This window comes from Leptospira meyeri, assembly GCF_004368965.1.
In the GTDB taxonomy this organism is placed as follows: domain Bacteria; phylum Spirochaetota; class Leptospiria; order Leptospirales; family Leptospiraceae; genus Leptospira_A; species Leptospira_A meyeri.
Genome location: NZ_SORO01000001.1, coordinates 292,017 through 316,051, shown reverse-complemented (window position 1 = coordinate 316,051; position 24,035 = coordinate 292,017). Strand labels below are relative to the sequence as shown.

Here is a 24,035-nt window from a genome sequence, read left to right as displayed (position 1 = left end):
CCTATTTTACCAAGGAATTGAGAGCTAATTCACTGATGCTGATTTTGTATTTATCAAAGTCAGGTTTTAGTTAAAAATGTGGGTAGAAATTAGATATTTAGTAAACTTCATTTTTATTGCAAAAATTTACTTGAATTGCATCAAAAAATCAATTCTTTCACACAATGTCCTACTTTTCTTTTATCATGAAACTATTGCACAATTTAAATAAAAGTAAGACTCTGGCGATACAGTATGGCAATTAAAAAATCAGAATTATACTCATCTCTTTGGAAATCCTGCGACGAACTACGGGGAGGGATGGATGCATCACAATACAAGGATTATGTTCTTGTGATGCTCTTTATTAAATACATTTCGGATAAATATGCAGGAGAAGCCTTTTCTCCCATTACGGTTCCAGAGGGTAGCTCTTTTAAGGATATGGTAACCTTAAAAGGTAAAACAAGTATTGGGGATGATATCAATAAGAAGATCCTTGCACCTCTTGGAGAAGCCAATAAAATCTCGGACTTTCCTGATTTTAATGATGTCAATAAACTCGGCAGTGGAAAGGAGATGGTGCAACGCCTAACCAATCTCATTGCGATCTTTGAGAATCCTGCTCTCGACTTTTCGGGTAACAAGGCGGAAGGTGATGATATTTTAGGAGATGCGTATGAGTATCTCATGAGGCATTTTGCTACGGAAAGTGGCAAAAGTAAGGGGCAATTTTATACGCCTGCGGAAGTGAGTCGTATCATGGCAAAGATCATCCATGTTTCTTCAGCTGATAAATCTAGTAAAACGGCTTATGACCCCACATGTGGTTCAGGTTCCTTGCTTCTTAAGGTATCGGCTGAGGCAGGGAAGATCACTCTGTATGGACAAGAGATGGATGTGGCAACGTCTTCATTGGCACGGATGAATATGATCCTCCATGACAATCCAACAGCAGAAATCAAACAAGGGAACACACTTGCCAATCCTTTGTATCTGACGGATAAAGGTGACCTCAAACAGTTTGATTTTTTTGTCGCCAATCCTCCGTTTTCTTTTAAAGCCTGGAGTAATGGAATTGATCCTATGAATGATCCTTATACGAGATTTCAGGATTTTGGTATTCCTCCCCAAAAGAATGGGGATTTTGCTTTTTTACTACATGCTATTCGTAGTTTGAAAAGCAATGGAAAGGGAGCGATCATTCTCCCGCATGGTGTTCTCTTCCGTGGGAATGCGGAAGCAGAGATTCGAAAGAAACTGATCCAAAAGGGTTATATTGAAGGGATCATTGGACTTCCTACCAATTTGTTTTACGGAACGGGAATTCCTGCTTGTATCATTGTGATCAATAAGGAAGAAGCTGAAACACGAAAGGAACTTTTCATCGTCGATGCATCGAAAGGGTTTGAGAAGGACGGAAATAAAAACCGACTTCGGGAACAGGACATTCACAAAATTGTGGATGTGTTTACCAATAAAATTCAAATTCCAAAATACAGCCGTAAGGTGACATTCAAAGAGATTGAAGAGAAGGAATTCAATCTCAATATCCCTCGTTATATTGATAGCAGTGAACCAGAAGACATCCAAAACATCGAAGCTCATTTGCATGGCGGGATTCCTGAACTGGATGTGGATGCCCTATCTCCTTTTTGGGAGGTGTATAAGGGACTTAAAGAAACTCTTTTTACTGCCAACAAACGCAAGGGATTTTATGATTTAAAATGCTCCAAGGAAGAGATCAAAACTACAATCTACTCGCATCCTGAATTTTTCAAATTTGGAAAACAGATCGAAAACACGTTCGCCAAATGGAAAGAAAGCGGACTCGAAGAGTGCAAGTCGATTGGGAGTAAAACCAAACCTAAGGAGTTTATCCATAATTTTAGTGAAAGCCTTCTTACTGCCTTTTCTAAAACTCCTCTTGTTGATGCTTATGATATCTACCAACATCTGATGACCTATTGGTTAGAAGTGATGCAAGATGATGTGTATTTGGTGGTGGATGAAGGTTGGAAAGTAGGAAAGGAAATCGAACCCATTGGCAAATCCAAGGAATTTGAAGGAAGGCTCATTCCCAAAGCCTTTCTCATCCAAGCCTACTTTGCCAAAGAAAAAGAAACCATCGAAACCTTGGAATCCGAACGAGATAGTCTGGATCTAAAACTGGAAGAAATGGTCGAAGAACAAGGTGGAGACGAAGGACTTCTCTCGGATGCCAAAACAGATAAAGAAACCGTCACACCTAAGTCCGTACAAGCTCGCTTGAAACAAATCCAATCGGACAAGGATGCCAAGGAAGAAATCACCTTCCTCCAAGAATACCTAAATGTCGCAAACCAAGTCACGGATCTCAATTCCAAAATCAAACAGGCACAGACGGACTTACAAACCAAAGTGAGCGAACGATACAAAACCCTAAAGGATGAGGAAATCAAAACGCTAGTGGTAGAATCCAAATGGTTCGCCAAACTGGCAGAAGATGTGCAATCGGAACTGAATCGCATTAGCCAAACCCTGACCAAACGGATCAAGGAACTAGCCGAACGGTATGAAAGTCCGCTTGCGACATTGGAGAAAGAAACCGAAGCACTTGACAAAAAGGTCAAAGGACATTTTGCGAAGATGGGGTTTACTGTATGAAAGGGAAATTTAAAGAAACGGAAGTTGGATTGATCCCTGAAGATTGGGAAGTGAAGAAGTTGGGGGATGTTTTTAATATCTCCGCAGGTGGTGATTTAGATAAAAAATGCTTTTCGAACACTCAAGACGATAAATTCAATTATGCGATCTTTTCTAATGCTCTTTCTAACAAAGGACTATATGGATATACCTCAGAACCAAAGCATAAACCTAAATCAATAACTATTACAGCGAGAGGAGAAATTGGCAATGCAAACTTTAGAGATCAACCTTTTACTGCAATAGGTCGAGTTCTCGTATTGGAAGAAAATACTTCTATTTCAGGAATTTTTGTTTCAGAATACGTAAATAAGTTTGTCAATTTTGCAAACGAAAGCACTGGTGTTCCGCAACTGACAGCTCCTCAAGTTTCTAAATACAACATCCCCCTTCCCCCCACTCTCGCCGAACAGGAAGCCATTGCCGAAGTTCTTTCCGATACCGATGCTCTTATCACTTCCCTGGAAACCACCATCCAAAAGAAAAAACTCCTGAAACAAGGAGCCATGCAAGAGTTACTTACGGGGAAACGTCGTTTGCCTGGGTTTGGTTGGAAAGGTGGAATGAAGGATACAGAGGTTGGATCGATACCTGAGGATTGGGAGGTGAAGAAGTTGGGGGATGTGGGTAACACATTTATAGGTCTCACCTATAAACCTTCTGATGTTAAAGAGCATGGTATTCTCGTATTAAGGTCATCGAATATTCAAGAAAACAAATTAGCTTTTCATGACAATGTATTTGTAGAAATGGAATTACCAACAAGGGTAATTGTCAAAAAAAATGACATTTTAATATGCGTTAGAAATGGTAGCAAAAACTTAATCGGGAAATGTGCTCTCATTGATAAGAAAACGGAAGGAAGTGCTTTTGGTGCCTTCATGTCAATCTTCCGAAGTAAAATATCAAAATTTATCTTTCATCAATTTCAGTCAGAGATCATTCAACGGCAAATAGATGAATTAATGGGTGCAACAATCAACCAAATTACAAATCGTAATTTTTCTGAATTTAAAGTCCCCCTTCCCCCCACTCTCGCCGAACAAGAAGCCATTGCGATTATGCTTTCGGAAATGGATGAGGAGATTGAGGGTTTAGATAAGAAATTGGAGAAGACTAAGGGGATCAAACAGGGGTTAATGCAGGTGTTGCTGAAGGGGAAGATTAGGTTAGTGTGAGGTGGTGAATGGGTATAAGTTTTAAAACAAATGATTACAAAAGAATTTTGAAGCCTTTAATTTTCAATTATGAAAGAGTTGTATCTTTACTCAAATGTGCTTATTCGGGTTATGCACCAAGCGAATTAAAACAAATATTTTATTTTTCCTGCGAAACCTTAAAAATAAAGAATTTGTAAAATGAAATTATACTTTAAAAAAAAATATTATAAACAATGGCATGACAAAAGATCCCAAAAAATCGGACGCAAACCAAGACGAAATAAAAAATACAATCCCAATAGATTACCTATATACCAAAGACAACATAGGATTGAGTATTTAAGAGTTAATCCAATAAAAGCACCTTCTCAATTGGATCTCCTCAGAAATACTGAAGAATGTCTAAGATTCTTTACTGAATTACGCGACCTAGGAGCAATTAATAAAGTTAATAAAACCTGTTATGTTGAAATGGATATTTCCAAAGTCGAAAAAATAGATTACAGTTCAGTTTGTGTTCTTATTGCCATTAGTAGAGACTTAAAATTCAAAAAAATTATATTGCGCGGGAATTATCCCGAAAGCGAGCAATGCAAAAAACTTGTAATAGAATCTGGACTACTAACTTTTATGTTTGATGATAAGGGAAAACCCTTTGATAAATCAGAAAAATCTGATTTATTTTTTATCGAAAAGGGTTCTGAATTGTTAAGCCAAAAAGACAACATTTCAATTAGTAAATCCGTTCAGCACGTTGTAAAACATTTGAGTGGCAAGGAAAGCCACTTTCCTAAATTACGCACAATAATGCTTGAAATCTGCGGAAATTCTATAGAATGGGGTGAGACTCTTAATAATCAATGGCTATTTGGTGTGAAATATGAGGAAGAAAAAGTAATTTTTACAATTACTGATGTAGGAAAAGGAATTTTAAAAACACTGAAGAAAAAATTCACAAGATTTTTAAAGGATGTTCTATCTAATAAAACATCGGATGAAGTATTAAAAGGAGCTTTCATTAAAAAATATAATTCCAAAACTGAAGAAATCAATCGAAATAAAGGATTACCATCGATAAAAAAGGCATATGATAACGGAATTATTTCTAACCTTACTGTAATTACGAATAATGTTATGTTAAACTTTTCGGACGAAAAAAAATCTAAAGAAATGCAAGGCCATGAATTTGAAGGAACTTTATATCGTTGGGAAGTTACGAAGGATAATTTAAAAATGGGGTTAATATGAATAAAGTCATTAATGTTAAAGATTTTTCAGAATTTCCTGGCTTAAGACATTGCAAAATTAGTGCAAATTCTGGAGAGGAATTTTACCACAAAGTATTAAATTCTGAATTCAAAAAAGCTATAGATAATAATTTTAAATTAATAATCAACATTGACAATACAGCTGGATATGCACCATCATTTTTAGATGAAGCATTTGGTAATTTAATATTCGATTTTTCACTTGAAGAAGTAAAGAAACGTTTAGAAATCATATCACATCAAGAACCAGATCTAAAAATAATGATAGAAAAAGAAACCTTTGAACAGTGGGAAAAGAGGCGGATTAATAACCAAAAACCAAAGAAAACAATCAAGCACAAAAAATGGTTCAGAAAAAATTACGACTCGATAATAGAAGTTGAAAACTAATTAAAATGCTCTTATTGCTTTTTAATTGCTTAACGACTTCAGATTACATTGCTGTAGCTGATATCATTTTTAATCTTTTATTAGCAATTTTTGTAATTTTTTTCTTACAAAAGAAAATTGATGATAAAAAATATTTAAAAGAACATTTCATTAACGAAATAATTCAAATAAGAGAAAATTATAGAACATTCTTAATTAATCTAGAAACCAACTGTTTGAAACCAAAAGAAATTTTATCGCTACTGAAATCAATGAATATCACATTAAATGATCTCATGATTATTCTAAATGAAGTATACAATATAGAACCGACGTATTTAATAAATTATCAAACTGAACTTAGAAACATTGTTACCGAATTTAATGAATTCTCTAAAAATTTCAGCAAAAATAAAAAAGTTGTCCTAAAAGACGAGTCGGTTTTAGAAATAATGAATTTTCATCAACGAAATAACTGTAAATTTAACGAACTTATTAAAATAGTAAGCTACAAATAGAAATTTCTTTCTGAAATTCATATGACGCATATTAACAACTAACAGCTTCTAATCGGCTCCGCCAAATTCTTCTCCATCGGCATAGCACTTTCATCGAGATACGAAGAAATAACGATGGTATGATTGAACAGATGGATGGTATAACGCAGAAAATGAAGACATAGACTAATCGGAAGTCTTTTTAAAGCAATTACAGTAGATGGAAACTATTTAAATTCAAGTCTTGTCGCGAGATCTCTACAAATTAGTCTAACGACAGCGAAACGGCTCTCAGATGATTTTCTTTCTTTGAATATTCTAATGGAAACAACTGGATTTATGCGAAACCGAATTTTGCATTTGACGAAAATTTGAAATTATTCCGATCATAGTCTAACAGCCTATGAAAATTGGTGATATCGAGAGAGCAACGCAAAGCCGAGTCATAGAACTCTTCCAAAATGATTTGAGTTATGATTATCTGGGAAACTGGAAAGACCAGTCGAACAAAAATATTGTTCCAAACCTTCTTGTCAATTTTCTCTCCAAACAAGGTGTATCGGAATCAAAAATTGCCCGCACCTTAGATCTTTTCCAACAAACGAATAACCAATTCGGAAAATCTCTCTACGAGCGCAATAAGGAAGTCTATTCCCTACTTCGTTATGGTATTTCTGTGAAAGAGTCTGCGAGCGAGAATTCAGAGACGATTTCACTAATCGATTGGAATTCCCCAGACAAGAATCACTTCGGAATTGCCGAAGAATTAACTGTCTTTGGAAAATCGGAAAAACGTCCTGATTTGGTTTTATACGTGAATGGAATTGCCCTCGCAGTCGTTGAATTGAAAAAAGCAACCACATCGGTTTCGGAAGGCATCCGCCAAAACATTCGGAACCAAAGTAAGGAAGCAATCGAAGACTTCTTTACCACCATTCAATTTGTTTTTGCAGGAAATGATACGGAAGGTCTTCGCTATGGGACAGTTGGGACTGGAGAAAAATTCTTTCTGAACTGGAAAGAAGACATCGAAGACAACTCCCGAAATCTTTTAGACAAATACCTCTTAAAACTTTGCAACAAACAACGATTTCTCGAAATTATATACGACTTTGTTTTGTTTGATGGTGGAATCAAAAAACTACCTAGATACCACCAATTCTTTGGAATCAAATCTGCTCAGGATTTTGTTCGAAGAAAGGAAAGTGGTATCATTTGGCATACCCAAGGCAGTGGGAAATCTCTCGTAATGGTGATCCTAGCTCGTTGGATTTTAGAAAACAATCCGAATGCAAGAGTTGCCGTCATCACCGACCGTGATGAATTAGATACTCAAATCGAAAGGGTTTTCAAACAATCAGGCGAAACCATTTATCGAACTCGAAGTGGAAAAGATTTAATCTCCCAACTCACAAATTCAACTCCTAGGTTACTTTGCTCTCTCATTCATAAGTTTGGGAAAAATAATGCCGAAGACTTTGATGCTTACTTAGAAAGCATTATATCTAATCCTCCACAAACCCAAGGAGATATCTTTCTCTTCATCGATGAAGCTCACAGAACCCAATCAGGGAAACTCCATAGATTGATGAAAGCAATCCTAAAAGGAGCAACATTCATAGGATTTACAGGAACACCTCTTCTCAGAAAAGACAAACAAACATCCGAAGAAGTATTCGGAAGATATATCCACCAATACCGTTTCAATGAAGCAGTTAGAGATGAAGTAGTTTTGGATTTGATGTATGAAGCACGAGACATCGACCAACGACTTAGCAGTCCCGAAAAAGTGGATGAGTGGTTTAATGCCAAAACTAAAGGTCTGAATGATTACCAAAAGAAAGAGCTGAAGAAAAAATGGGGAACCATGCAAATGGTTCTCAGTTCCAAATCTAGAATGGAAAAAATCGTCTCGGACATATTACTCGATTTTTCTAATCGACCTGCCCTGAGCAGTCAATACGGCAATGCCATGTTAGTGGCAGGAAGTATCTATGAAGCTTGCAAATACTATAAACTTTTTCAAGATACGAATCTTCGAGGTAGATGTGCGGTCATCACATCTTATGCACCAAAGAAAGGAGACATTCGAACTGAGGATATTGGAGAAGGAACCGATACTGAAAAGGAATTCGTTTACAATACTTATCAAACAATGCTTGGAGACAAAGATACTGATCGATTCGAAGAGGATGTAAAGAAAGCATTTATTGAAACACCTGCGTTGATGAAGCTCATCATCGTTGTAGATAAACTTTTAACTGGCTTCGATGCACCAGCTTGCTCAGTTCTCTATATTGATAAAAATATGCAAGATCATGGTTTGTTCCAAGCCATCTGCCGAGTCAACCGTTTGAATGGGGAAACGAAACCCTTCGGATATATAGTCGATTATAAAGATTTGTTTAAAAGAGTAGAAAATGCAATTGAAGTCTATACATCGGAACTTTCAAACAATGAAACACAATCCAGTCATATAGATGGAAACATAACAGTTAAAGATCGACTTAAAACTGCCAGAGAAAAGCTAGAAGAGCACCTAGAAGCGATAGAAACTCTTTGTGAGGCAGTGGAACCTCCGAAGGATAGTTTAGCCTATAGACGTTACTTTTGTGGGAATACAGAAAAACCTGAGGATTTAGAGGAAACTGAATTTTTACGGATTAATCTTTATAAGCTCACGGCAACCTTCGTTCGTTCTTTTGCCAATATTGCAAATGAATTTAAAGAAGCTGGTTTCACCAAAAAAGAAGAAAACTATTACAAGTCTAAATTTGAGTTTTATGTGAAACTTCGCCAAGAAATCAAAATCGCCTCTGGTGATGTAATCGATTTAAAATCTTATGAAGCGGACATGAGACATTTGATAGACCATTACATACAAGCTGATGAATCTAAAATCATTTCATTATTTGAAAACCTTCCACTTTTAGAACTCGTTGAGAACCTGAGTAATTTAAAAGACGAAAGTGCCAACTCTCCGAGAAATCGGGAAGCTTCAGCCGAAACAATCGAAAACAACATCCGATCAAAAATCATCCGTGACCACCTACTCGACCCAGCCTTCTATAATAAAATGAGTGAACTTCTCCAAGAAATCATTATGGAACGAAAAAAAGGAGCCACTTCATATGAAAATTACCTTAAGAGAGTAATGGAACTTGCAAAAAAAGTAACCAAAGGCAATCAATCGGATGCCCCTTCCCAACTCAAAACACCTGGTCAATTTGCTCTCTATAACAATCTCAATCAAAACTTAGAACTTGCCCTAAAACTTCATGAAGCAATCAATTTTAATCGACCTGATGATTGGCATGGTAACCCAACCAAAGAAAATGTTTTAAAAAAGACGATTTATGATTTAATGGACAAGAACCTTGAAGAAGTAGAGAGAATCTTTAAAATCATTGCCGAACAACAAGAATACAGATAAATTTACCCTTCAAAACATTGAGATATCCGTTACTTTCAAGGATATCAAGAATATACACCTTTCCGTTTACCCACCTAACGGAGAGGTAGTGATTTCTGCCCCAATTCGGATGCGTAAGGATATCATTAGAGTTTATACAATTTCCAAACTAAGTTGGATTAAAAAGCAAAGGGAAAAACTAATTAAGCAAGATAGAGAACCGAAGCGTGAATACCTAGACAAGGAATCACATTACCTATTCGGAAAACGGTATTTACTCAAAGTTGTAGAATCCAAGGCAAAACCTTTTATCCATGTAAAGACTTCCACTATCGTTCTTTCTATACCGAAAAATACTTCTAAACCTAAAATCAAAAAGCTTATTGATGAATGGTATAAATTAGAACTACAACAAAAAACAGCTAAACTAATGATAAATGCCCAAAAGAAGATGGGATTAACAGAAATAGAACTTGGAATTCGTAAAATGAAAACGAGATGGGGTTCATATATACCTGGGAAGAAGAAAGTCTGGTTAAATACAGAACTAGCAAAAAAACCAATAGATTGCATAGAATATATCATCTACCATGAACTAACCCATGCGTTTGAAAAAACACATAGCACTAAATTTAAATCAATTTTATCCCATTATTTACCAAATTGGAAGGAAATTAGAAAAAGGCTGAATCAGTTACCGACTGCTCATGTGGATTGGGAATATTAAAAATTTGATTTTAGAAATTTCTAGCAATACTATAACTAACATTACTTGACATACTTATTCAAAATGTTATTTTACCTTTGACGTGATTTATGGGACTTAACCCCCTACTTGCAGACGTCGTTAAAAAAACTGCTAAAAAGGAGGCGTTAATGAATACTATTCGAAAACCCAATTTAAACTCCGACCCGACGTCTAATAAAGTAGAAGTTTTCTTTAAAGGAAATCGAATAATCGGTAAAATTTACATCCGAACTAAAAGAGACCTTGCAGTTCGAATCTTATTTCCATTTAAAAACTTCACAGCAGGCCTCCATAAACCATATTTTTCGAATCCAGATTTTTCTTATTTGGACAATGAGGGTATAGAATATGCCAAATCGCTACTAATCGAACTTTACAAAGACCTATACTTACTTGAAAACAAATCAAAGATTATTTCTGACGAATTTCCTAAACTACGGAGAGAAATTACTAGTATCAAAGAATTAATATATGAATGCGAAAATCAGCTCAATACGGAAAACGCAAAAATCAAATCGAAAAAATACACTCCTAATGATTATCAAAGGAGAATTAAATTAATAAAGTCAAATATGAAAGAATTTCAAGCTGAAATCTGGAAACTCGAAACGGATTTTTTTGAAAAAATAATTAATGTTAAAATAACATATACTCTGAGAGAAGAATACTTAATATATTTGGAAGAAAAACTATTCTAAATTTATTGAACTAGAATATAATTCATCGAAGGCTTCATCTATGAATTCAGTGAGCCTGGTAAGCAGAATAAAATAATTTCTCATATTTTTGTTTATTGTGTCAATGTCAGTCGAATGGATAAATTTTGAAAAATACGCACCTCCGTATTGTGTAGGCAACAATACATGCATAGAGGATGCAAAATAAACTTGATTTTGCAATGGGTTGATTTCGACATGAAGGATATCTTTGTAATTTATAAGTAACTGATCACTTAGGTAAGGATAAGTTACTTTGAAGTATATGGACGCATCGAGTTTTGGAAAAACTTCTTTAGGATTTCTTGATGACTTAGGCTCAATATACCTCACAAGCGCATCAATATGCTTAGATTTATATCTTAATTTATACATAAATACCGTCTTAGTTCGAACTTATTATTTCCAGAGATGGATATATAAGTGAAGATAATCTCCCACCATACCCCCATCCAGTATCAATAAACCAATGATTTCCAAAGCTAGTAACCTCAGTCATCTGTATATGTCCTTGAACGATTAATTTGTTGGTCATATGATTTAGATCTTCTCTAAAGGCAGACATCGTCAAATCATATAAGCTCTGATCTTCTATATTTTTAGAATCACTAATTCCCGAATGACTGAAGAAGGCAGAATCAGTATCAATTGAACTTACTAATTTAGTAGAAAACCAATTAAAAAGATCTATATCAAGACTGAAGTAACGAAAGAAAATCGCCTTTTTTATCGAATCATTTTTTATTATCGAATAAGAACGAAAGAACTCCAAATCATGATTACCGATTACCAATTCAAAATTGAATTCTATATTTTTTAGAAACTTGAGAAAGATTCCAAAATCAGGATTCGTATGAAAATAATCTCCTAAAAATATCAATTTATAACTACCCAGCCCTATTCTCTGAATTTTAACTAAGAGCTTGCTTAATTCATTGAGATTAGAATGGGTATCGCCAATCGCTATCCAGGCTTTGAGATTTTGAAAACTAATTCTTTTGTCTTCATACATGCCGCTACTATATCCTTAGTAAGGCATTGTCAATTAAATATTTATAATACTACTAAATTAATAAGGATTTAAATAGTAGAAAGGAAAACCAAAGGTAATTTGAAAAAACTAAACTGTGTATTGAAAAAATGTGAACTAATTTCTAAGTCCAACTTAAAACTGAACCAGCATTAAAGTATGGCCTAGTGTAATAATTAGAAGTCGTATTGGCTGAACTATGCCCAAGTATTTTTTGGGTAGCTATCGATCCAAATATATCAAAGGTCTTCTGAGCAACAGTATGCCTTAATGCATGTGGATGTATTTTCTTACCAGAAGCTGTATTTACACCCCAGTCGTTAATAATTAATTGGAGGCCCCTAGTACTAAGTTGAGATCGAGCTTTTCCATTCTTCAAAGGCATTGAAAGAATAAATAAATCAGTTTTTTCACCGATAAATGCATGATATTTTCTTACTTCTTCAAGAATATTTTGACTAAGGACAGAAAATCCAGTTTTACCTCCCTTCATTACATACTTTATTAGTAAATCTCCTTCAGGAGATTGAATTAGACCAGAATACCGAAGAGAAACAAGCTCTTTCGCTCGTAGACCCGTAGTTGAAGCTAAAAGAAAAATAACCTTATTTCTAAATTCCCTTTCAGACTTTGGATTTTCAAACTTATAGGCTAATTCACGCATTGAAACATCAGTTAACCCTTTACCTACCATTTGTCCTAAAAAAGCCTCAGAATCGATTCTGTGAGGTTTTAAAGAGGTTTTTTTAATCCGATTGGAAGGAAATTCAAGAATTTGAGCATATCCCAAGTTACCACCTCCTGGAGATCAGGTGATTATAATAATAATCACCAAACTTTATATCAATTCCTATTATTTTTTAAATCCAATTCATAGGAAAGTTTTAAGGCATCACATAGCGTTAAAAGAGAATCTAAAGAAACATTCGGATTATCATCTGCCAAAATTTTTTGAATTTGGGAATATGATAAATCTGACATTTCCGCCATTCTTCTAATGGATAGTTTCCTTTTCTTAACTTCCTCATTAATCACTTGAATCAGTTTTTTTCTTATCAAAACGAGAGACATATTAGCCTTAGTTTTTTCATTTAAATTAGAATTACAGAGAAAGATTAAAATTTTTAACTTCCGATTTCAATAATATTTCGGAAGCTAATTTAAAAATAAGAAAAACATCAAAGATATTTGTTTTATATATAGAGAGATTAAATGCTTTTAGAGTAAGTCTGCATGCCTGCTGAGGTGTATATATTTACTTTAATATATATTAGAAAATAAATACACCTAAAACAGCATTTCTCATAGGAAATATAGCAATGTTAAAAACGAATAAAATAAATGAAAATGAAGTAATACTAGTACCTGTTGCGAAGGATTTTAAAGGAAAAGAATTCTACCAGTGTGTGTCATATGATGACCATATTGATTTAGTAAATAACTCAAATAAAAAGAATACTGAATTAATTAAAAAAATACTATTAAAGAACTACAAATACTCTAAAATCGAAGATTTTAATTGGAGTATATATATTAACCCGAATTACTCAGATCTTATTGTAATAGATTTTGATGATCTAAAGGAAACAATCAAAAAAATTAATTACTTATGCTCTAACAACTCTGAGTTTAACTTAAAATGGAATATTTTCTGGAATGAAGTATTACAAAAAACTTTCAGTGTAAGTACACCATCGGGTGGATACCATTTCTATCTCAGAAGAAAATCGAAAGCTATTACGACCCGAATTATTGGATCAATTAGAATGTCTGAATTTCTTGACAGTGAAAAATCAAAAGAATGCTTCAGGATTTTTGGAAAAGATTTTAACAAGATTAAAATCGATTATATCTCATCGGGTGTAGTCAATGCTCCAAATATCGAATTGAAAAATATGCTTAAAAAAGGAGAATGCAAAAACCGATCATATAAAACTAAGAAAGATAATGATATAATAAGTATTGATGACACGTTTGAACCATTACTCACATATATTTTCAAACCTCAAGCCTCACTCAATGGAAAAAAAATAAAGCGACCAAACGGAAAGAATAAACCCATCTACGGAAATCACTTCTTATCATTTTTGGATTTAAAAACAAAGAAAATTTTATTTGAAACAATTTCTTTAGAAAAGGCATCACTATCAGGGGATGTTGAAGACTTCGACCTGGAAAGCACTCAATCACAATACAAAAAAATGAATGATCTATTAAATGAAACGAAAGCCAGTAACATTGGAGCCGAAGAAGAAATTAGAAAAACTCTAATAAAAATTGAAAATAGTTTCCAGATTTTGAAAGAACAAAAAATTAAAGAAACCCTATGCTCTTCTATAAAAACAGAATACATATACAACATTCTTAATAAACAAAACATTTCAAAATCATATACTGATAAAGAAATTTTGCCATTATTCCCCAATAAATTAATAGAGAATGTACAGAAAGCAAGAAAGGGCCAGAGATCGGAGAACGAAATGGCATTTATAACTCATTTGGTTCTACGGCACTTTGACCCTGCCTTCATTTGCTATTTAGTATTAAAATTATTTCCAGAAAAATCTAAAGCAAAAACTGAATCTGGATTTTTGGAACAAGCATTAGAAATAGCCCAAACACTAAAAAGACATCCAGAATATCTCAATAATCCAGATAAGATATGGATTAAAATATTACAGTGTATATGTAAATTACGGCAAATAAATTTCTATGCTCTTTCAAAAAGTAATTCCGAAAAATTAAGATTAGCGATAGATACATTTTATCAAATAGCTTCAATTACTAATAGTTTTGAAATTCGCACACCACTAAAATTCGTGTCATTAATCTCCAATGGTCGAATTTCAAAAAGTACAATAAAGAAATACCTCATAGAACTCGAATCATCATGTTTTTTTGAAAAAATTGTTTGGGAAATGGATTCTGAAGGGAAAAAAAGTTATCCAACTTTTATACTACTAAAGGATATATCAAATGTTAGCAACATACCCCTACTTGATTACCCAAGATTCGTGCCTCAGGATGCCTATCAAAATCTTGCATTCCTACCAAAAATCGGTGAACGAGGATTTCAAATAATAGAATTAATCCGCACCAACTTCAAGATAACCACATCAGAGATTTACCTTCATTTTTCTGAAATCAAAGATTTTCGACGAGTAATTTATAAACAATTAAACTGCCTCAAAAATTTTAATATAATAAAACAAGAACATGATAATTGGGAATTAACAGAAAAGATATTTAATAATATTTACAATGAAATTGCTGACCAAGATAAATATTACAAAAATTTAGCATCTAAGAAAAAAATAAAAAGAAATCCAATGATAAATAGAATAATTAATTTAAAAAAATCTGATAATTACCTAATGAAGCTAAAAAAAGCTTCTTAAGATTCTCTTTTATCTAAAAAATACGGATTGGTATAAATTTCTTATTTTTTGGATCACCTAAACTACTTAATTAATATTTAAAATAAAAATGAGAAGTTTAATAATTAAAATTACTTAAGAAATATATTTTTTGAATTTGAAAATATTATATCGATCTGATTATTCCCCTATTGCATAAATATATCGCCGAGACAATCTATTTCGAATATTGGATGATCTTGAATACCTAGCTCTTTTATTCTAATCCTTTCATCGGATATACTATCAATATGAATCCAAGAATAATTAATTTCTTCAGATTCACAATTTATTTCATAAGAAAAATCACCTAAGTATTTCACCATTAGGGTAAATTTGTCAGGTTTAAAATGAGCTATCCTTTCCCGCTTCTCACTATGGACATCATTCTTGGAATTTTGTTTATAGTAATTATTCAGAATTTTCAAAATACTTTGAAATCGATTTTTCTCTTCGATATTAAAAATCCTTACCTTAAAATCTTCCATATTTATAGCCTGAACTTTCAATGATCCGAAGCTTACTTTATATTTAATAATAAATTCTATTCTTAAAAAAATCTAAATCAGCAAATAGTTCTTTCAGATAAATATTACCGTTCAAATTAAGATAATCTGAATATTTTTTTATTTTTAATGAAATCACCTTATTAATTACCGCAACATCAACTGTCCCTATTTCCATTTTGCTGCCTGAAATTTTTTCATAAGAAAAACGTTTATCCAATAAAACCAAAAAACTTCGACTAACTGTTGTGTTAAATAATGTAATTTCTTTACTCTCGTCACTAAATTTCAAACATTCTTGAACTGATTGATTATAGTTTGTACAATTACGTGCTATGTATTTAAATTCTTTTGGGGAGCCTATTTCAACTTGAAAAAGCAAAATTGCATGACCACTTTCTTTCGCCTCTTTAGCAACCTCTGGCGTAATATATAATTCTACTTTATTGTTAAAAAACCCATCAATATTATATTTTTTCGCTTCTAGTGAATAATTATTTATTTCGAATTTCAATTCAATAAAAGCATATTTCTTTTTCTTATATAAAAAATCATCGTCTTCAATTTTTACTTCTGCTCTTTTAAATGGATCAATTTCTTTATATTGGCTTTTTCTCCGTTCCAATATTTTTTCAAATGATGAAAACGATTTTAATGAAATATCATTTTTAAAAAGATTTTTAAAACTAGGATAAAATGAATTCGAATCTTCAGACTTATAAAAATGATCGAAATTGTGAATAGTTTTAAATACCCCATCTTCAAAAGGTTTTAATTCCGCTTTTTCGCCACAACCATCACATTCTTTTGTTATATTTCCTACGATCGATGCAGTAAATTTTTCAATCGGGTTGACTAATAATATTGAATCATTTTTTTCGTTATTTATCATAAAATCGTCGAAAACTTTTGATTTTTCATTTATCAACAGAATTTTTTCACTCAAAGCTCTATTGTTTTTTTCCAACTCTGACTTTGAATTAGTTGAACTACAATTTAAGATTAAAAATTGAATTAATATCATTACGAATCCCAATTTTTTATAAATACTTTTCTTCATTCTTATCTCCCTATATTAAACTTTTTTAAATGCTTTGAGTATCTAAGTACATTCGTATCGTTGATTCTATGTTTTGAATCTGCTCTTTCTTAGATTTTTCTGAATTGAATTGTATTTCTGAAAAAAACTTTATTTTAATTTCGCTTCTATACCAAACTGATTGTTTCAAAGAATGCTCGGTTATAGCGAATGGTATAATTTTGATATCCCGATTGAATGGATTCAATGTAACAGATTTAAAAACTTTAGATTTATCATCTCTTTTTAGAAAATGAAATCCTCCAGGAAAATTCACTACCGAATAATCATCATCGAGAATTCTTTTTTTAATCTGATTTTGAAATCTAGAAAATTTTCTAGAAAAAGGGATAAAGTCTAAGAGAAAGAAAGCCCATCCGAAAATTGGGATAAAAAAATTGAACCAGCGTAAAATAAGGCATGTTGGTTCATCGATAGCGAATATTAACGCTGGCAGTGATTCAATACCTATGAAATTTCCGAGATAGTAAGCATTAGAATTATTATCTGCTTTTTCTTCTTTTGTTGATGTAACCTTTTGACCGCCTATAAAGAGAATTAACCTAGCTGAATACTGAGCTAGTTTGTATTTATTTTTCCTTTGTTTTGTGAGAGAAAAATATACGATTCCCAGAAATATCACTAAATTAATGGGAATTGAAATACTAATCGCCACAAATGGCCTAATGATATCTATTAATTGTTTCAATTAATATTTGTTACTAGTAACGGTCTTTTTTCTACAGCCATAGCAAATATAACCCAAGCCCCAAGTACAACAAATGATCAACAGATGATCGAAAAAACTTCTCGATTCATAAGAAACTGATTTTTTAGGCCCGTTTTGTTTTTCATTTTCGGACATAGTATAACCTCACTTCCGTTAAATTTAATCTTCGTTTGGATGTTATACTGATTATGATGAAATTTGTCAACAAAAAGCGACGTTTTCGCCGTGACCATAGGATCGTGGCGAATTATTCAGTTTCATTCTAAAATATAGCTGTGAGCCTAGATTGGAAGTTAGTATTAGCTGAATTTTCTACAAATTTGTTAAAAGTTCGACAGGAATTGAATTTAAGCCAGGAAAAGACCGCTGGTGTTGACTTAAGTGTTAGAAATTATCAAAGAATTGAAAAGGGAGAGACCTTTCCTTCATTTAAGAGTTTGATAATAATAGCCCAAAATTTAAATGTCCCCCCTAAAACCTTGTTGGATTTACCTTCTTTAAAAAGCTTCGGAGAGGACAATTAAACATCGTAATTTTAGATTAGGTAATCATTTTGAATTTGTTTCTACAAATATCACATATTAAAGTTGTAGTGTTAGTTAAGTAATGTCTTAATTCTTCTTTCGAATAGAATATATTTTTTAGATTTTTAAATTGATAATCAGGCATTGAATGGAGACCGCAAAAAGATTGTAGGTGGCCTTCTTCTTTTATTAAGAATAAATGACTTTCGTTGCCTTTTTTTTTAATATGAGTTTCTTTCAATTACTAACCTATTGATTTATGAAACATCCTTAAAATCACAAATCATTGAATATCGATGCATGAATTAGTAAATTCATTCATCCATTCTTATCTGATTTTGATCTGCAATAATACGGTATTCTGCTGAATTGTCAAATCCTTAGATTGTGACATAAAGAAACCAATATTATGGCTAATCGAGGATACCAAATAGCGACAAATTTCAGCTTTTTTCCTGCATTTTTTAATTTACTATCTATTTGTTAAGCATATAAATGTTTGCTTTTTTTAGAAAGCCTGAAAATTTAACATTATGGTTCCCGAACTAATTCCTGCCAATTTTATGAACACGGTTGTAATGGGTCGGTCTGCCAATTCGGTAGCTCATACGATTATTGAACGTCTATTGGCAAACCATCAAAAAGTACATATTATCGACTGTGCTATTCGCTTACGGGCAATGCAACTAGCCGAAGCAACGAAGGGTTTGGACTTTTTCGCACTACATAATGTCACTCTTCAGCGGGCCTTTACCCCCTATCAGCTCCTAGACCTTTTTAACTCAATTGCAACTGATTACCGAGTAAACGAATGTGAGCCTGCTATTAATATTTTTTTGGCACCATCAAAGCAATTCTTCGATGGAGATGTAAAAAAAGATGAGCGAATTCATTTATTGAATATTCTTACACAGAAATTGGAACGCTTCGTTCAATTGAAAATTCCGTTTATCTTCTCTGAGTCAACACCCAAGGATGATGTAACCTATTTTCAATACCTACATAATTTAAAGAAATGCGGAAAAATTATTCAACTCCCTGAAACATTACCAAGTAAAAGAGGAAAAAATAATGGGCAGAACAATCAATCCCTACTCACGACAAATTCAATCTCTTTCTGACGATAGATTCAAAGATTTCAAGAGAGGTTTAGCAAAAAAACATAAAGAAGCATTTGATGAAATCATGCGTATCGGTAAACGTCAATTAGTTGCTGGTGTCATGGCTTCGAATCCGTATTCCATCGAAACAGTTTTGCTGTCCGCCTATGTAGAAATGAAAACCGATTTGGAAGATATGAAAAAGGTGTTAAAAAACCTTCAAGCACAGATTGAGCGGTTGAATAATAGTAATGAAAGCAAAATTTGAAGGTTACTTATTTGATATTTATAACGTTGAAGATCAAATCGTCCTTTGGATAAAAAACGGCGATTCAATTAAATGTTTCATTGATTCTTTTTATCCAACGATTTATATTAAAGGCAACCCAAGCTATGAAGAAAGGTTCGTCCGTCGATTACGTGACTTAAATGCATTGCATCGAGAACCCGAAACGATAACGAAAAAAGCGTTTTACACAGGAGAATGGATTTCGGTAAGTAAAATACAAATTACGAAACCAACAGTCCTCAAAAAGATTTATCAAAAGCTTTATGCATTTTATGAAAAATTAGAAATCTTCCATTCTGACATCGATATTACCACATCTTACCTAGCTGAAAAAAACATATACCCATTCGGGATCGTAAAGGTTGAATATGAAGGTGAGAAGATTCTAAATATCCAAACGATCTCAAATTTAAAAGATTATGACTATCAATACCCGAAGCTAACTTACTTAGAAATTGCCTTCAAGGAAAACCATCGTATAGCATATTCACAAGAAAACCCTTTAGTTTTCCGAATTGGTGAAACGTTTTATGAAGAGCTATTTTATGAAAATGCATTGGTTTTATTAAAAAGAATCAATGAAATTTTACAGCTTTATGATCCAGATATAATTTTGAGTTCATTTGGAGATCAGGCGATATTTCCATTTTTATTTAGCTTGGCTCAAAAGCTAAAATTCCCTTTGTTATTCGATAGGGATAAAAATCCAACCATAAGGAAGATCACCAATAAAGGTACATCATTCGAAACCTATGGTCAGGTCATCTATAGAGCGTCCAGTTATCCGCTATTTGGTCGGCTTCATATCGATAGCAACAATTCATTCATTTTCAAAGAATCATTTCTATACGGTATCATTGAACTCGCACGATTGAGTCGAATTCCTATACAAAAAATGGCAAGGTCTAGCACGGGCACTGCCTTAACCAATATTGAAACGGCAATTGCATTTCAGCATGATTACTTAGTGCCCTGGCAAAAATCATCAATAGAAAATAAAAGGACTCTATATGATTTAATCAGAGTAGATAAAGGCGGTCTCGTCAGTATACCAGATATGTCGTTAGGCGTGATTCTAGAGAATATCATTCAACTTGACTTTGCCCAAATGTATCCATCTATCATGTCGACCTATAACCTCAGCCCAGAGACGGTGAACTGTCTATGTTGCATAAATGAAACAGAAAAGTGGTTCATACCTGGTACGGATTACTATATTTGTGGTAAGCGAAGGGGGGTGGTATCAGAAGCGTTGGAAAATATCTTAGACCGTCGAAAATTTTATAAACAGAAATTAGAATCGGAAGAATCGGATATCTATGAAGCTAGGCAAAATGCATTAAAATGGATGCTTGTCACTTCTTTTGGCTACTTAGGGTATCGAAATGCAAAATTTGGAAGACTAGAGAGCCACGAGTCTGTAACAGCGATAGGTAGAGAAGTTTTGTTAACTGCTAAAGATATCATCGAAGATAGTAATTTACTTGTTTTGCATATGATGACCGATTCCCTATTTGTTGCGACTGATGATGGAAGTATTATTGAACACGATAGGATACAAACTCTCTGTCGAACAATTGGAGAATCAACAAAGATAGATCTAAAAATTGAGGGTGAATATGCATGGTTGGTATTCCCTTCGTCCAAGCAAGACCCTCAAATAGGTGTGGTCAATAGATACTTTGGTAAATTTAAATCTGGAAAATTAAAAGTCAGAGGTATATTCATCAGGCGAAAAGATACACCTGAATTTATCAAAGTATTCCAGAATGAATTAATTAAATTATTTCAGGAATCTGATACTATCGAGGGACTAAAAAGTAAAAAAAAAGATTATATTCAACTTTTTTACAAGTTTGAAAAATTAATCACGGAAGACCAAGTTTCCTGGCAATCATTACTCTTAAAACGAACCATTACAAAAGGTTTAGATGAATATAAAGTAAATAGCCAATCCACGCAGAGTATAAGGCAACTAATAGAATTGAATATTGATATTAATCCAGGCGAAAAGATTAAGTATTTAGTAGTTCGAAATAAGTTTGGTGCAAAGGAATATGCCTCTGAAGAAGCCATACTAAAATCGAAAATTAAACCCAATGTTTTTAAACCGTTCTATCGAGAGTTTTTAATTAAGGCTTTCGAGGAAGTGGCAGAGCACCTGTTTGACGAACTTTTTTTCCAAAGTCTACGACAAAACCAATTGATTTTTGCATTCTAGAAGGTAGAGTCTGACTATGTGCGGTCGTTATGCATTAAATGCATCCTCTTCTCAAGTCATCGAACAGTTCGAGTTATCATATGAAGAAGTCTTAAGGAATAAGGAAGAGAGAATAGAAAAAGAAGTTTTCCCATCAAAAATAGAAGAAGTTATTGTTAGACCAAACACACAAAACGTTCTAGAAAGTAAACCTTGGGGTGCTAAAAAACTCGTTATTAATGGGAAACCATTAAAAGATCAGGTAAATGTAGCAACCATAGAAAAGTTAGATTCTTCTCCCCTTTGGTCAAAGGCTTTAAAGAGGAATCGTCTCCTGGTACCAGCCACTTCATATTTCGAATGGAAGGAAATAGACAAATATACAACGGAAAAATATGAAATTTTTAGTTCATCGAATCTACTATTTGCTTTCGCAGGTCTCAATTTACTTTATGTCGATGCTGATGGAAATAATCGGGACTGCTTTGTTATTATTACTACCGAAGCGAATGACAAAATAAAAACAGTTCATCATCGACAACCTGTGGTCGTGCCAATGTCAAATTACACAAAATGGCTCAATAACGATACTGAAAATCCATCTAGCCTACTTAACCAATTTGATGTATCAGAAATGGACTATAAATTAATCTGGTCAAAGTCAAAGAAGAACAAAGATAAAGACCAACCTTCCCTTTTTAACGAAATACTCTAAAATCATGTTTATTGTGTTAATAAATTCCCAAGGAAGAAAAACTCAGTCCTTTGCAAAAAAAATATAAAGTAAGTATTTCAATCTCATGCCGTAAAACATTCTTAAATCCCTATTAAATATAGATAATTTAGATAATTGATCATCACAATGAAATATATTATCATTATCGGATGCTGTTCACCTACGGAAGTAAATAGAGATTCGATTGCTTAATTAATTCCCAAAAGTAATTTCAACTCTATTGATTGACCGATGATGGAGAAAGACATTGTTTCACCGTTCGTTCCTTCTCAATTAACCACAAGAAGAAATTATAACCTAGAATCATTCCCGATAAATTATATTAAATTAAATTCCCTGGATCAATCAGGAAAGGTAGAAAAACAAAACCTAATACAGAATCAAAATAACCTACATAATAATCACTATCTTCCTCTTTTTCTTTCAATTCAAATAAATACCCAGATTCAGGTTTAAAATAAATATGATATGTTGAATCATCTTTTATTTCATTTTTTTGTTTATACTTATCAAATCATTCACTAATGATGTCATGAAGAATTTCCTGCGAAGGTTTCCTTACAACAAACATATTCGACCCCAAGACATCAATATTAACACCTACAAAATGATTATTTCTATTATATGTAGTCAATGCATCAGATTCAAATGTTTGAGAAACCAAATCGTTTCTTTTAAATTTTATTGAAGATTTTATTATTCGAAGTCCTTTAAATCCAAGTCTTTCTTCGTAAGCTTCTAACAGTCGTTCTCCAAGAGCATCCAACTCTGCTGTTAAATTTTGTATTTCCACATTTTTACCGAAAATATGAAGGTTCAAAGATTTAATACGAGCTTTATACTCTTTCCTGTCATTTCTTTGTTTTATATTATCCATTAAACTTCCGAACCAAGTAGATGAAAAGGCAAGAATTGTCTCACCTAAATAATTCAATAATGACGGAAAAAGAATAGTAGGAATTAACGGAATGAATACTGTATGTGAATTTTCCTTGAAATTATTATAGATATCAAAATTTTTTGTAAACGTATCTATTGTTAATTCATAATCAGTATACTTATCATTCAAACCAACAATCAATTTCAAAATTGAATTGAAATTAAAAATAACAAAAGAAATAAAGTATGTTCCCAAATAAGGATGTTCCAATCTACTCGTAAACACTCGAAAAAAACTTATCTTCGCTTCTTCTTGGCTCGAATCTTCTGTTCCCAAATCCTCTTTTTGCTTTGGCATATTAAAACCTCTATAGTATTTTAAAAAAGAGGGTGTTTATTCCTCGCCACCTCCAACCTAACTAAGCGTTAGATTTGTCTAGTTTATTATTGTAATATAATTAAAATTGAGGTTACAATTGCTCGGCCTAGGATTTACGAACTTTCTTTGCGAATCATATAACCCTACAATTTATATGTACTTCCATTTAGGCTTATGAATTTTTGGGTGACTATACATCAAATCTTCAATACTGTCAACAACTAACAGAGAGACATAAGGAGACAGATTACACGTTATCGAAAGGCGGAAAAGAGAATCACGGTGAAAATAGTTAGAAATTCAAAGAATTGAAAAACTAAATACAAATATGCTT

21 protein-coding genes are annotated in these 24,035 nt (G+C 33.0%); 14 read left to right on the top strand and 7 right to left on the bottom strand.

What is annotated here, in order from left to right; all coding sequences use genetic code 11:
• The first annotated feature begins 234 nt into the window (after positions 1-234).
• The 8 genes from CLV96_RS01530 to CLV96_RS01495 all read left to right on the top strand — a co-directional run bounded on the left by CLV96_RS01530 (position 235) and on the right by CLV96_RS01495 (position 10,816).
• Complete coding sequence (locus CLV96_RS01530; protein WP_004788781.1) at positions 235-2,625, top strand: type I restriction-modification system subunit M; 2,391 nt, start codon at positions 235-237, stop codon at positions 2,623-2,625.
• Positions 2,622-3,842 carry a restriction endonuclease subunit S gene (locus tag CLV96_RS01525; RefSeq protein ID WP_004789098.1) on the top strand — a complete coding sequence of 407 codons (1,221 nt, stop codon included), beginning with the start codon at positions 2,622-2,624 and terminating at the stop codon, positions 3,840-3,842. The genes CLV96_RS01530 and CLV96_RS01525 overlap by 4 nt, the downstream gene beginning before the upstream one ends.
• A gap of 180 nt (positions 3,843-4,022) precedes the next feature.
• Positions 4,023-5,072, top strand: a complete 1,050-nt coding sequence (locus CLV96_RS01520) for a hypothetical protein (RefSeq protein ID WP_004788419.1) — start codon at positions 4,023-4,025, stop codon at positions 5,070-5,072.
• On the top strand, positions 5,069-5,482 hold the full coding sequence (locus CLV96_RS01515; protein WP_004788993.1) for an STAS-like domain-containing protein: 414 nt from the start codon (positions 5,069-5,071) through the stop codon (positions 5,480-5,482). Before CLV96_RS01520 ends, CLV96_RS01515 begins: the two co-directional genes overlap by 4 nt.
• 5 nt (positions 5,483-5,487) lie before the next feature.
• Positions 5,488-5,979 carry a hypothetical protein gene (locus CLV96_RS01510; RefSeq protein ID WP_004788387.1) on the top strand — a complete coding sequence of 164 codons (492 nt, stop codon included), beginning with the start codon at positions 5,488-5,490 and terminating at the stop codon, positions 5,977-5,979.
• 382 nt (positions 5,980-6,361) lie between these two features.
• Positions 6,362-9,391, top strand: a complete 3,030-nt coding sequence (locus CLV96_RS01505) for a type I restriction endonuclease subunit R (RefSeq protein WP_004788509.1) — start codon at positions 6,362-6,364, stop codon at positions 9,389-9,391.
• Entirely contained in the window at positions 9,366-10,097 is a 732-nt protein-coding gene (locus CLV96_RS01500; protein ID WP_051012817.1) for a M48 family metallopeptidase, read from the top strand. Before CLV96_RS01505 ends, CLV96_RS01500 begins: the two co-directional genes overlap by 26 nt.
• Positions 10,098-10,246: 149 nt before the next feature.
• Positions 10,247-10,816, top strand: coding sequence for a hypothetical protein (locus CLV96_RS01495; protein WP_004788775.1), 570 nt, complete (start codon positions 10,247-10,249; stop codon positions 10,814-10,816).
• A gap of 403 nt (positions 10,817-11,219) precedes the next feature.
• Here CLV96_RS01495 and CLV96_RS01490 read toward each other — a convergent pair whose 3' ends face one another.
• The 3 genes from CLV96_RS01490 to CLV96_RS01480 form a co-directional block, all read right to left on the bottom strand.
• Positions 11,220-11,846, bottom strand: coding sequence for a metallophosphoesterase (locus CLV96_RS01490; protein WP_004789046.1), 627 nt, complete (start codon positions 11,844-11,846; stop codon positions 11,220-11,222).
• Between the two features lie 142 nt (positions 11,847-11,988).
• Positions 11,989-12,654 (bottom strand): tyrosine-type recombinase/integrase, encoded by a 666-nt coding sequence (locus tag CLV96_RS01485; RefSeq protein ID WP_004789251.1) that lies wholly within the window; start codon positions 12,652-12,654, stop codon positions 11,989-11,991.
• A gap of 53 nt (positions 12,655-12,707) precedes the next feature.
• Positions 12,708-12,923, bottom strand: coding sequence for a helix-turn-helix domain-containing protein (locus CLV96_RS01480; RefSeq protein ID WP_208325381.1), 216 nt, complete (start codon positions 12,921-12,923; stop codon positions 12,708-12,710).
• Positions 12,924-13,183: 260 nt separating this feature from the next.
• Here CLV96_RS01480 and CLV96_RS01475 point away from each other — a divergent pair, with 260 nt between their 5' ends.
• A complete protein-coding gene (locus tag CLV96_RS01475; RefSeq protein WP_004788826.1) occupies positions 13,184-15,262 on the top strand; it encodes a bifunctional DNA primase/polymerase in 2,079 nt (692 codons plus the stop codon).
• 167 nt (positions 15,263-15,429) lie between these two features.
• Here CLV96_RS01475 and CLV96_RS01470 read toward each other — a convergent pair whose 3' ends face one another.
• Genes CLV96_RS01470 through CLV96_RS01460 form a run of 3 tightly spaced genes read right to left on the bottom strand, consistent with a single transcriptional unit; the run spans position 15,430 to position 17,573 of the window.
• The gene (locus CLV96_RS01470; RefSeq protein WP_040917691.1) at positions 15,430-15,768 is read right to left on the bottom strand and encodes an LIC_13246 family protein; all 339 of its coding nucleotides are present in this window, start codon (positions 15,766-15,768) and stop codon (positions 15,430-15,432) included.
• A gap of 43 nt (positions 15,769-15,811) precedes the next feature.
• Positions 15,812-16,846 (bottom strand): hypothetical protein, encoded by a 1,035-nt coding sequence (locus CLV96_RS01465; protein ID WP_004788592.1) that lies wholly within the window; start codon positions 16,844-16,846, stop codon positions 15,812-15,814.
• Between the two features lie 25 nt (positions 16,847-16,871).
• Positions 16,872-17,573 carry a hypothetical protein gene (locus CLV96_RS01460; RefSeq protein ID WP_004788363.1) on the bottom strand — a complete coding sequence of 234 codons (702 nt, stop codon included), beginning with the start codon at positions 17,571-17,573 and terminating at the stop codon, positions 16,872-16,874.
• Between the two features lie 296 nt (positions 17,574-17,869).
• Between CLV96_RS01460 and CLV96_RS01455 the strand changes: the two genes are divergently transcribed.
• From CLV96_RS01455 to CLV96_RS01435, 5 genes are all read left to right on the top strand, one after another.
• The gene (locus CLV96_RS01455; RefSeq protein WP_243836381.1) at positions 17,870-18,118 is read left to right on the top strand and encodes a helix-turn-helix domain-containing protein; all 249 of its coding nucleotides are present in this window, start codon (positions 17,870-17,872) and stop codon (positions 18,116-18,118) included.
• Between the two features lie 533 nt (positions 18,119-18,651).
• The gene (locus CLV96_RS01450) at positions 18,652-19,239 is read left to right on the top strand and encodes a hypothetical protein (protein WP_004788675.1); all 588 of its coding nucleotides are present in this window, start codon (positions 18,652-18,654) and stop codon (positions 19,237-19,239) included.
• Positions 19,190-19,486 carry a DUF8156 family protein gene (locus tag CLV96_RS01445; RefSeq protein WP_004788892.1) on the top strand — a complete coding sequence of 99 codons (297 nt, stop codon included), beginning with the start codon at positions 19,190-19,192 and terminating at the stop codon, positions 19,484-19,486. The genes CLV96_RS01450 and CLV96_RS01445 overlap by 50 nt, the downstream gene beginning before the upstream one ends.
• Positions 19,470-21,728, top strand: a complete 2,259-nt coding sequence (locus tag CLV96_RS01440) for a DNA polymerase domain-containing protein (RefSeq protein WP_004788829.1) — start codon at positions 19,470-19,472, stop codon at positions 21,726-21,728. Before CLV96_RS01445 ends, CLV96_RS01440 begins: the two co-directional genes overlap by 17 nt.
• Before the next feature lie 16 nt (positions 21,729-21,744).
• The gene (locus CLV96_RS01435) at positions 21,745-22,422 is read left to right on the top strand and encodes an SOS response-associated peptidase family protein (RefSeq protein WP_004789165.1); all 678 of its coding nucleotides are present in this window, start codon (positions 21,745-21,747) and stop codon (positions 22,420-22,422) included.
• A gap of 535 nt (positions 22,423-22,957) precedes the next feature.
• On the opposite strand, the gene CLV96_RS01430 is transcribed toward CLV96_RS01435, so the two are convergent.
• Positions 22,958-23,680 (bottom strand): hypothetical protein, encoded by a 723-nt coding sequence (locus CLV96_RS01430; protein ID WP_004788809.1) that lies wholly within the window; start codon positions 23,678-23,680, stop codon positions 22,958-22,960.
• Between the last annotated feature and the right edge of the window lie 355 nt (positions 23,681-24,035).

Coding starts and splice junctions, on each gene's coding strand:
- CLV96_RS01520 (WP_004788419.1), top strand. CDS start 4,023: ATGAAATTATACTTTAAAAAAAAATATTATAAACAATGGCATGACAAA.
- CLV96_RS01515 (WP_004788993.1), top strand. CDS start 5,069: ATGAATAAAGTCATTAATGTTAAAGATTTTTCAGAATTTCCTGGCTTA.
- CLV96_RS01470 (WP_040917691.1), bottom strand. CDS start 15,768: ATGGAAGATTTTAAGGTAAGGATTTTTAATATCGAAGAGAAAAATCGA.
- CLV96_RS01465 (WP_004788592.1), bottom strand. CDS start 16,846: ATGAAGAAAAGTATTTATAAAAAATTGGGATTCGTAATGATATTAATT.
- CLV96_RS01475 (WP_004788826.1), top strand. CDS start 13,184: ATGTTAAAAACGAATAAAATAAATGAAAATGAAGTAATACTAGTACCT.
- CLV96_RS01445 (WP_004788892.1), top strand. CDS start 19,190: ATGGGCAGAACAATCAATCCCTACTCACGACAAATTCAATCTCTTTCT.
- CLV96_RS01450 (WP_004788675.1), top strand. CDS start 18,652: ATGGTTCCCGAACTAATTCCTGCCAATTTTATGAACACGGTTGTAATG.
- CLV96_RS01435 (WP_004789165.1), top strand. CDS start 21,745: ATGTGCGGTCGTTATGCATTAAATGCATCCTCTTCTCAAGTCATCGAA.
- CLV96_RS01490 (WP_004789046.1), bottom strand. CDS start 11,846: ATGTATGAAGACAAAAGAATTAGTTTTCAAAATCTCAAAGCCTGGATA.
- CLV96_RS01440 (WP_004788829.1), top strand. CDS start 19,470: ATGAAAGCAAAATTTGAAGGTTACTTATTTGATATTTATAACGTTGAA.
- CLV96_RS01510 (WP_004788387.1), top strand. CDS start 5,488: ATGCTCTTATTGCTTTTTAATTGCTTAACGACTTCAGATTACATTGCT.
- CLV96_RS01525 (WP_004789098.1), top strand. CDS start 2,622: ATGAAAGGGAAATTTAAAGAAACGGAAGTTGGATTGATCCCTGAAGAT.
- CLV96_RS01505 (WP_004788509.1), top strand. CDS start 6,362: ATGAAAATTGGTGATATCGAGAGAGCAACGCAAAGCCGAGTCATAGAA.
- CLV96_RS01495 (WP_004788775.1), top strand. CDS start 10,247: ATGAATACTATTCGAAAACCCAATTTAAACTCCGACCCGACGTCTAAT.
- CLV96_RS01530 (WP_004788781.1), top strand. CDS start 235: ATGGCAATTAAAAAATCAGAATTATACTCATCTCTTTGGAAATCCTGC.
- CLV96_RS01430 (WP_004788809.1), bottom strand. CDS start 23,680: ATGCCAAAGCAAAAAGAGGATTTGGGAACAGAAGATTCGAGCCAAGAA.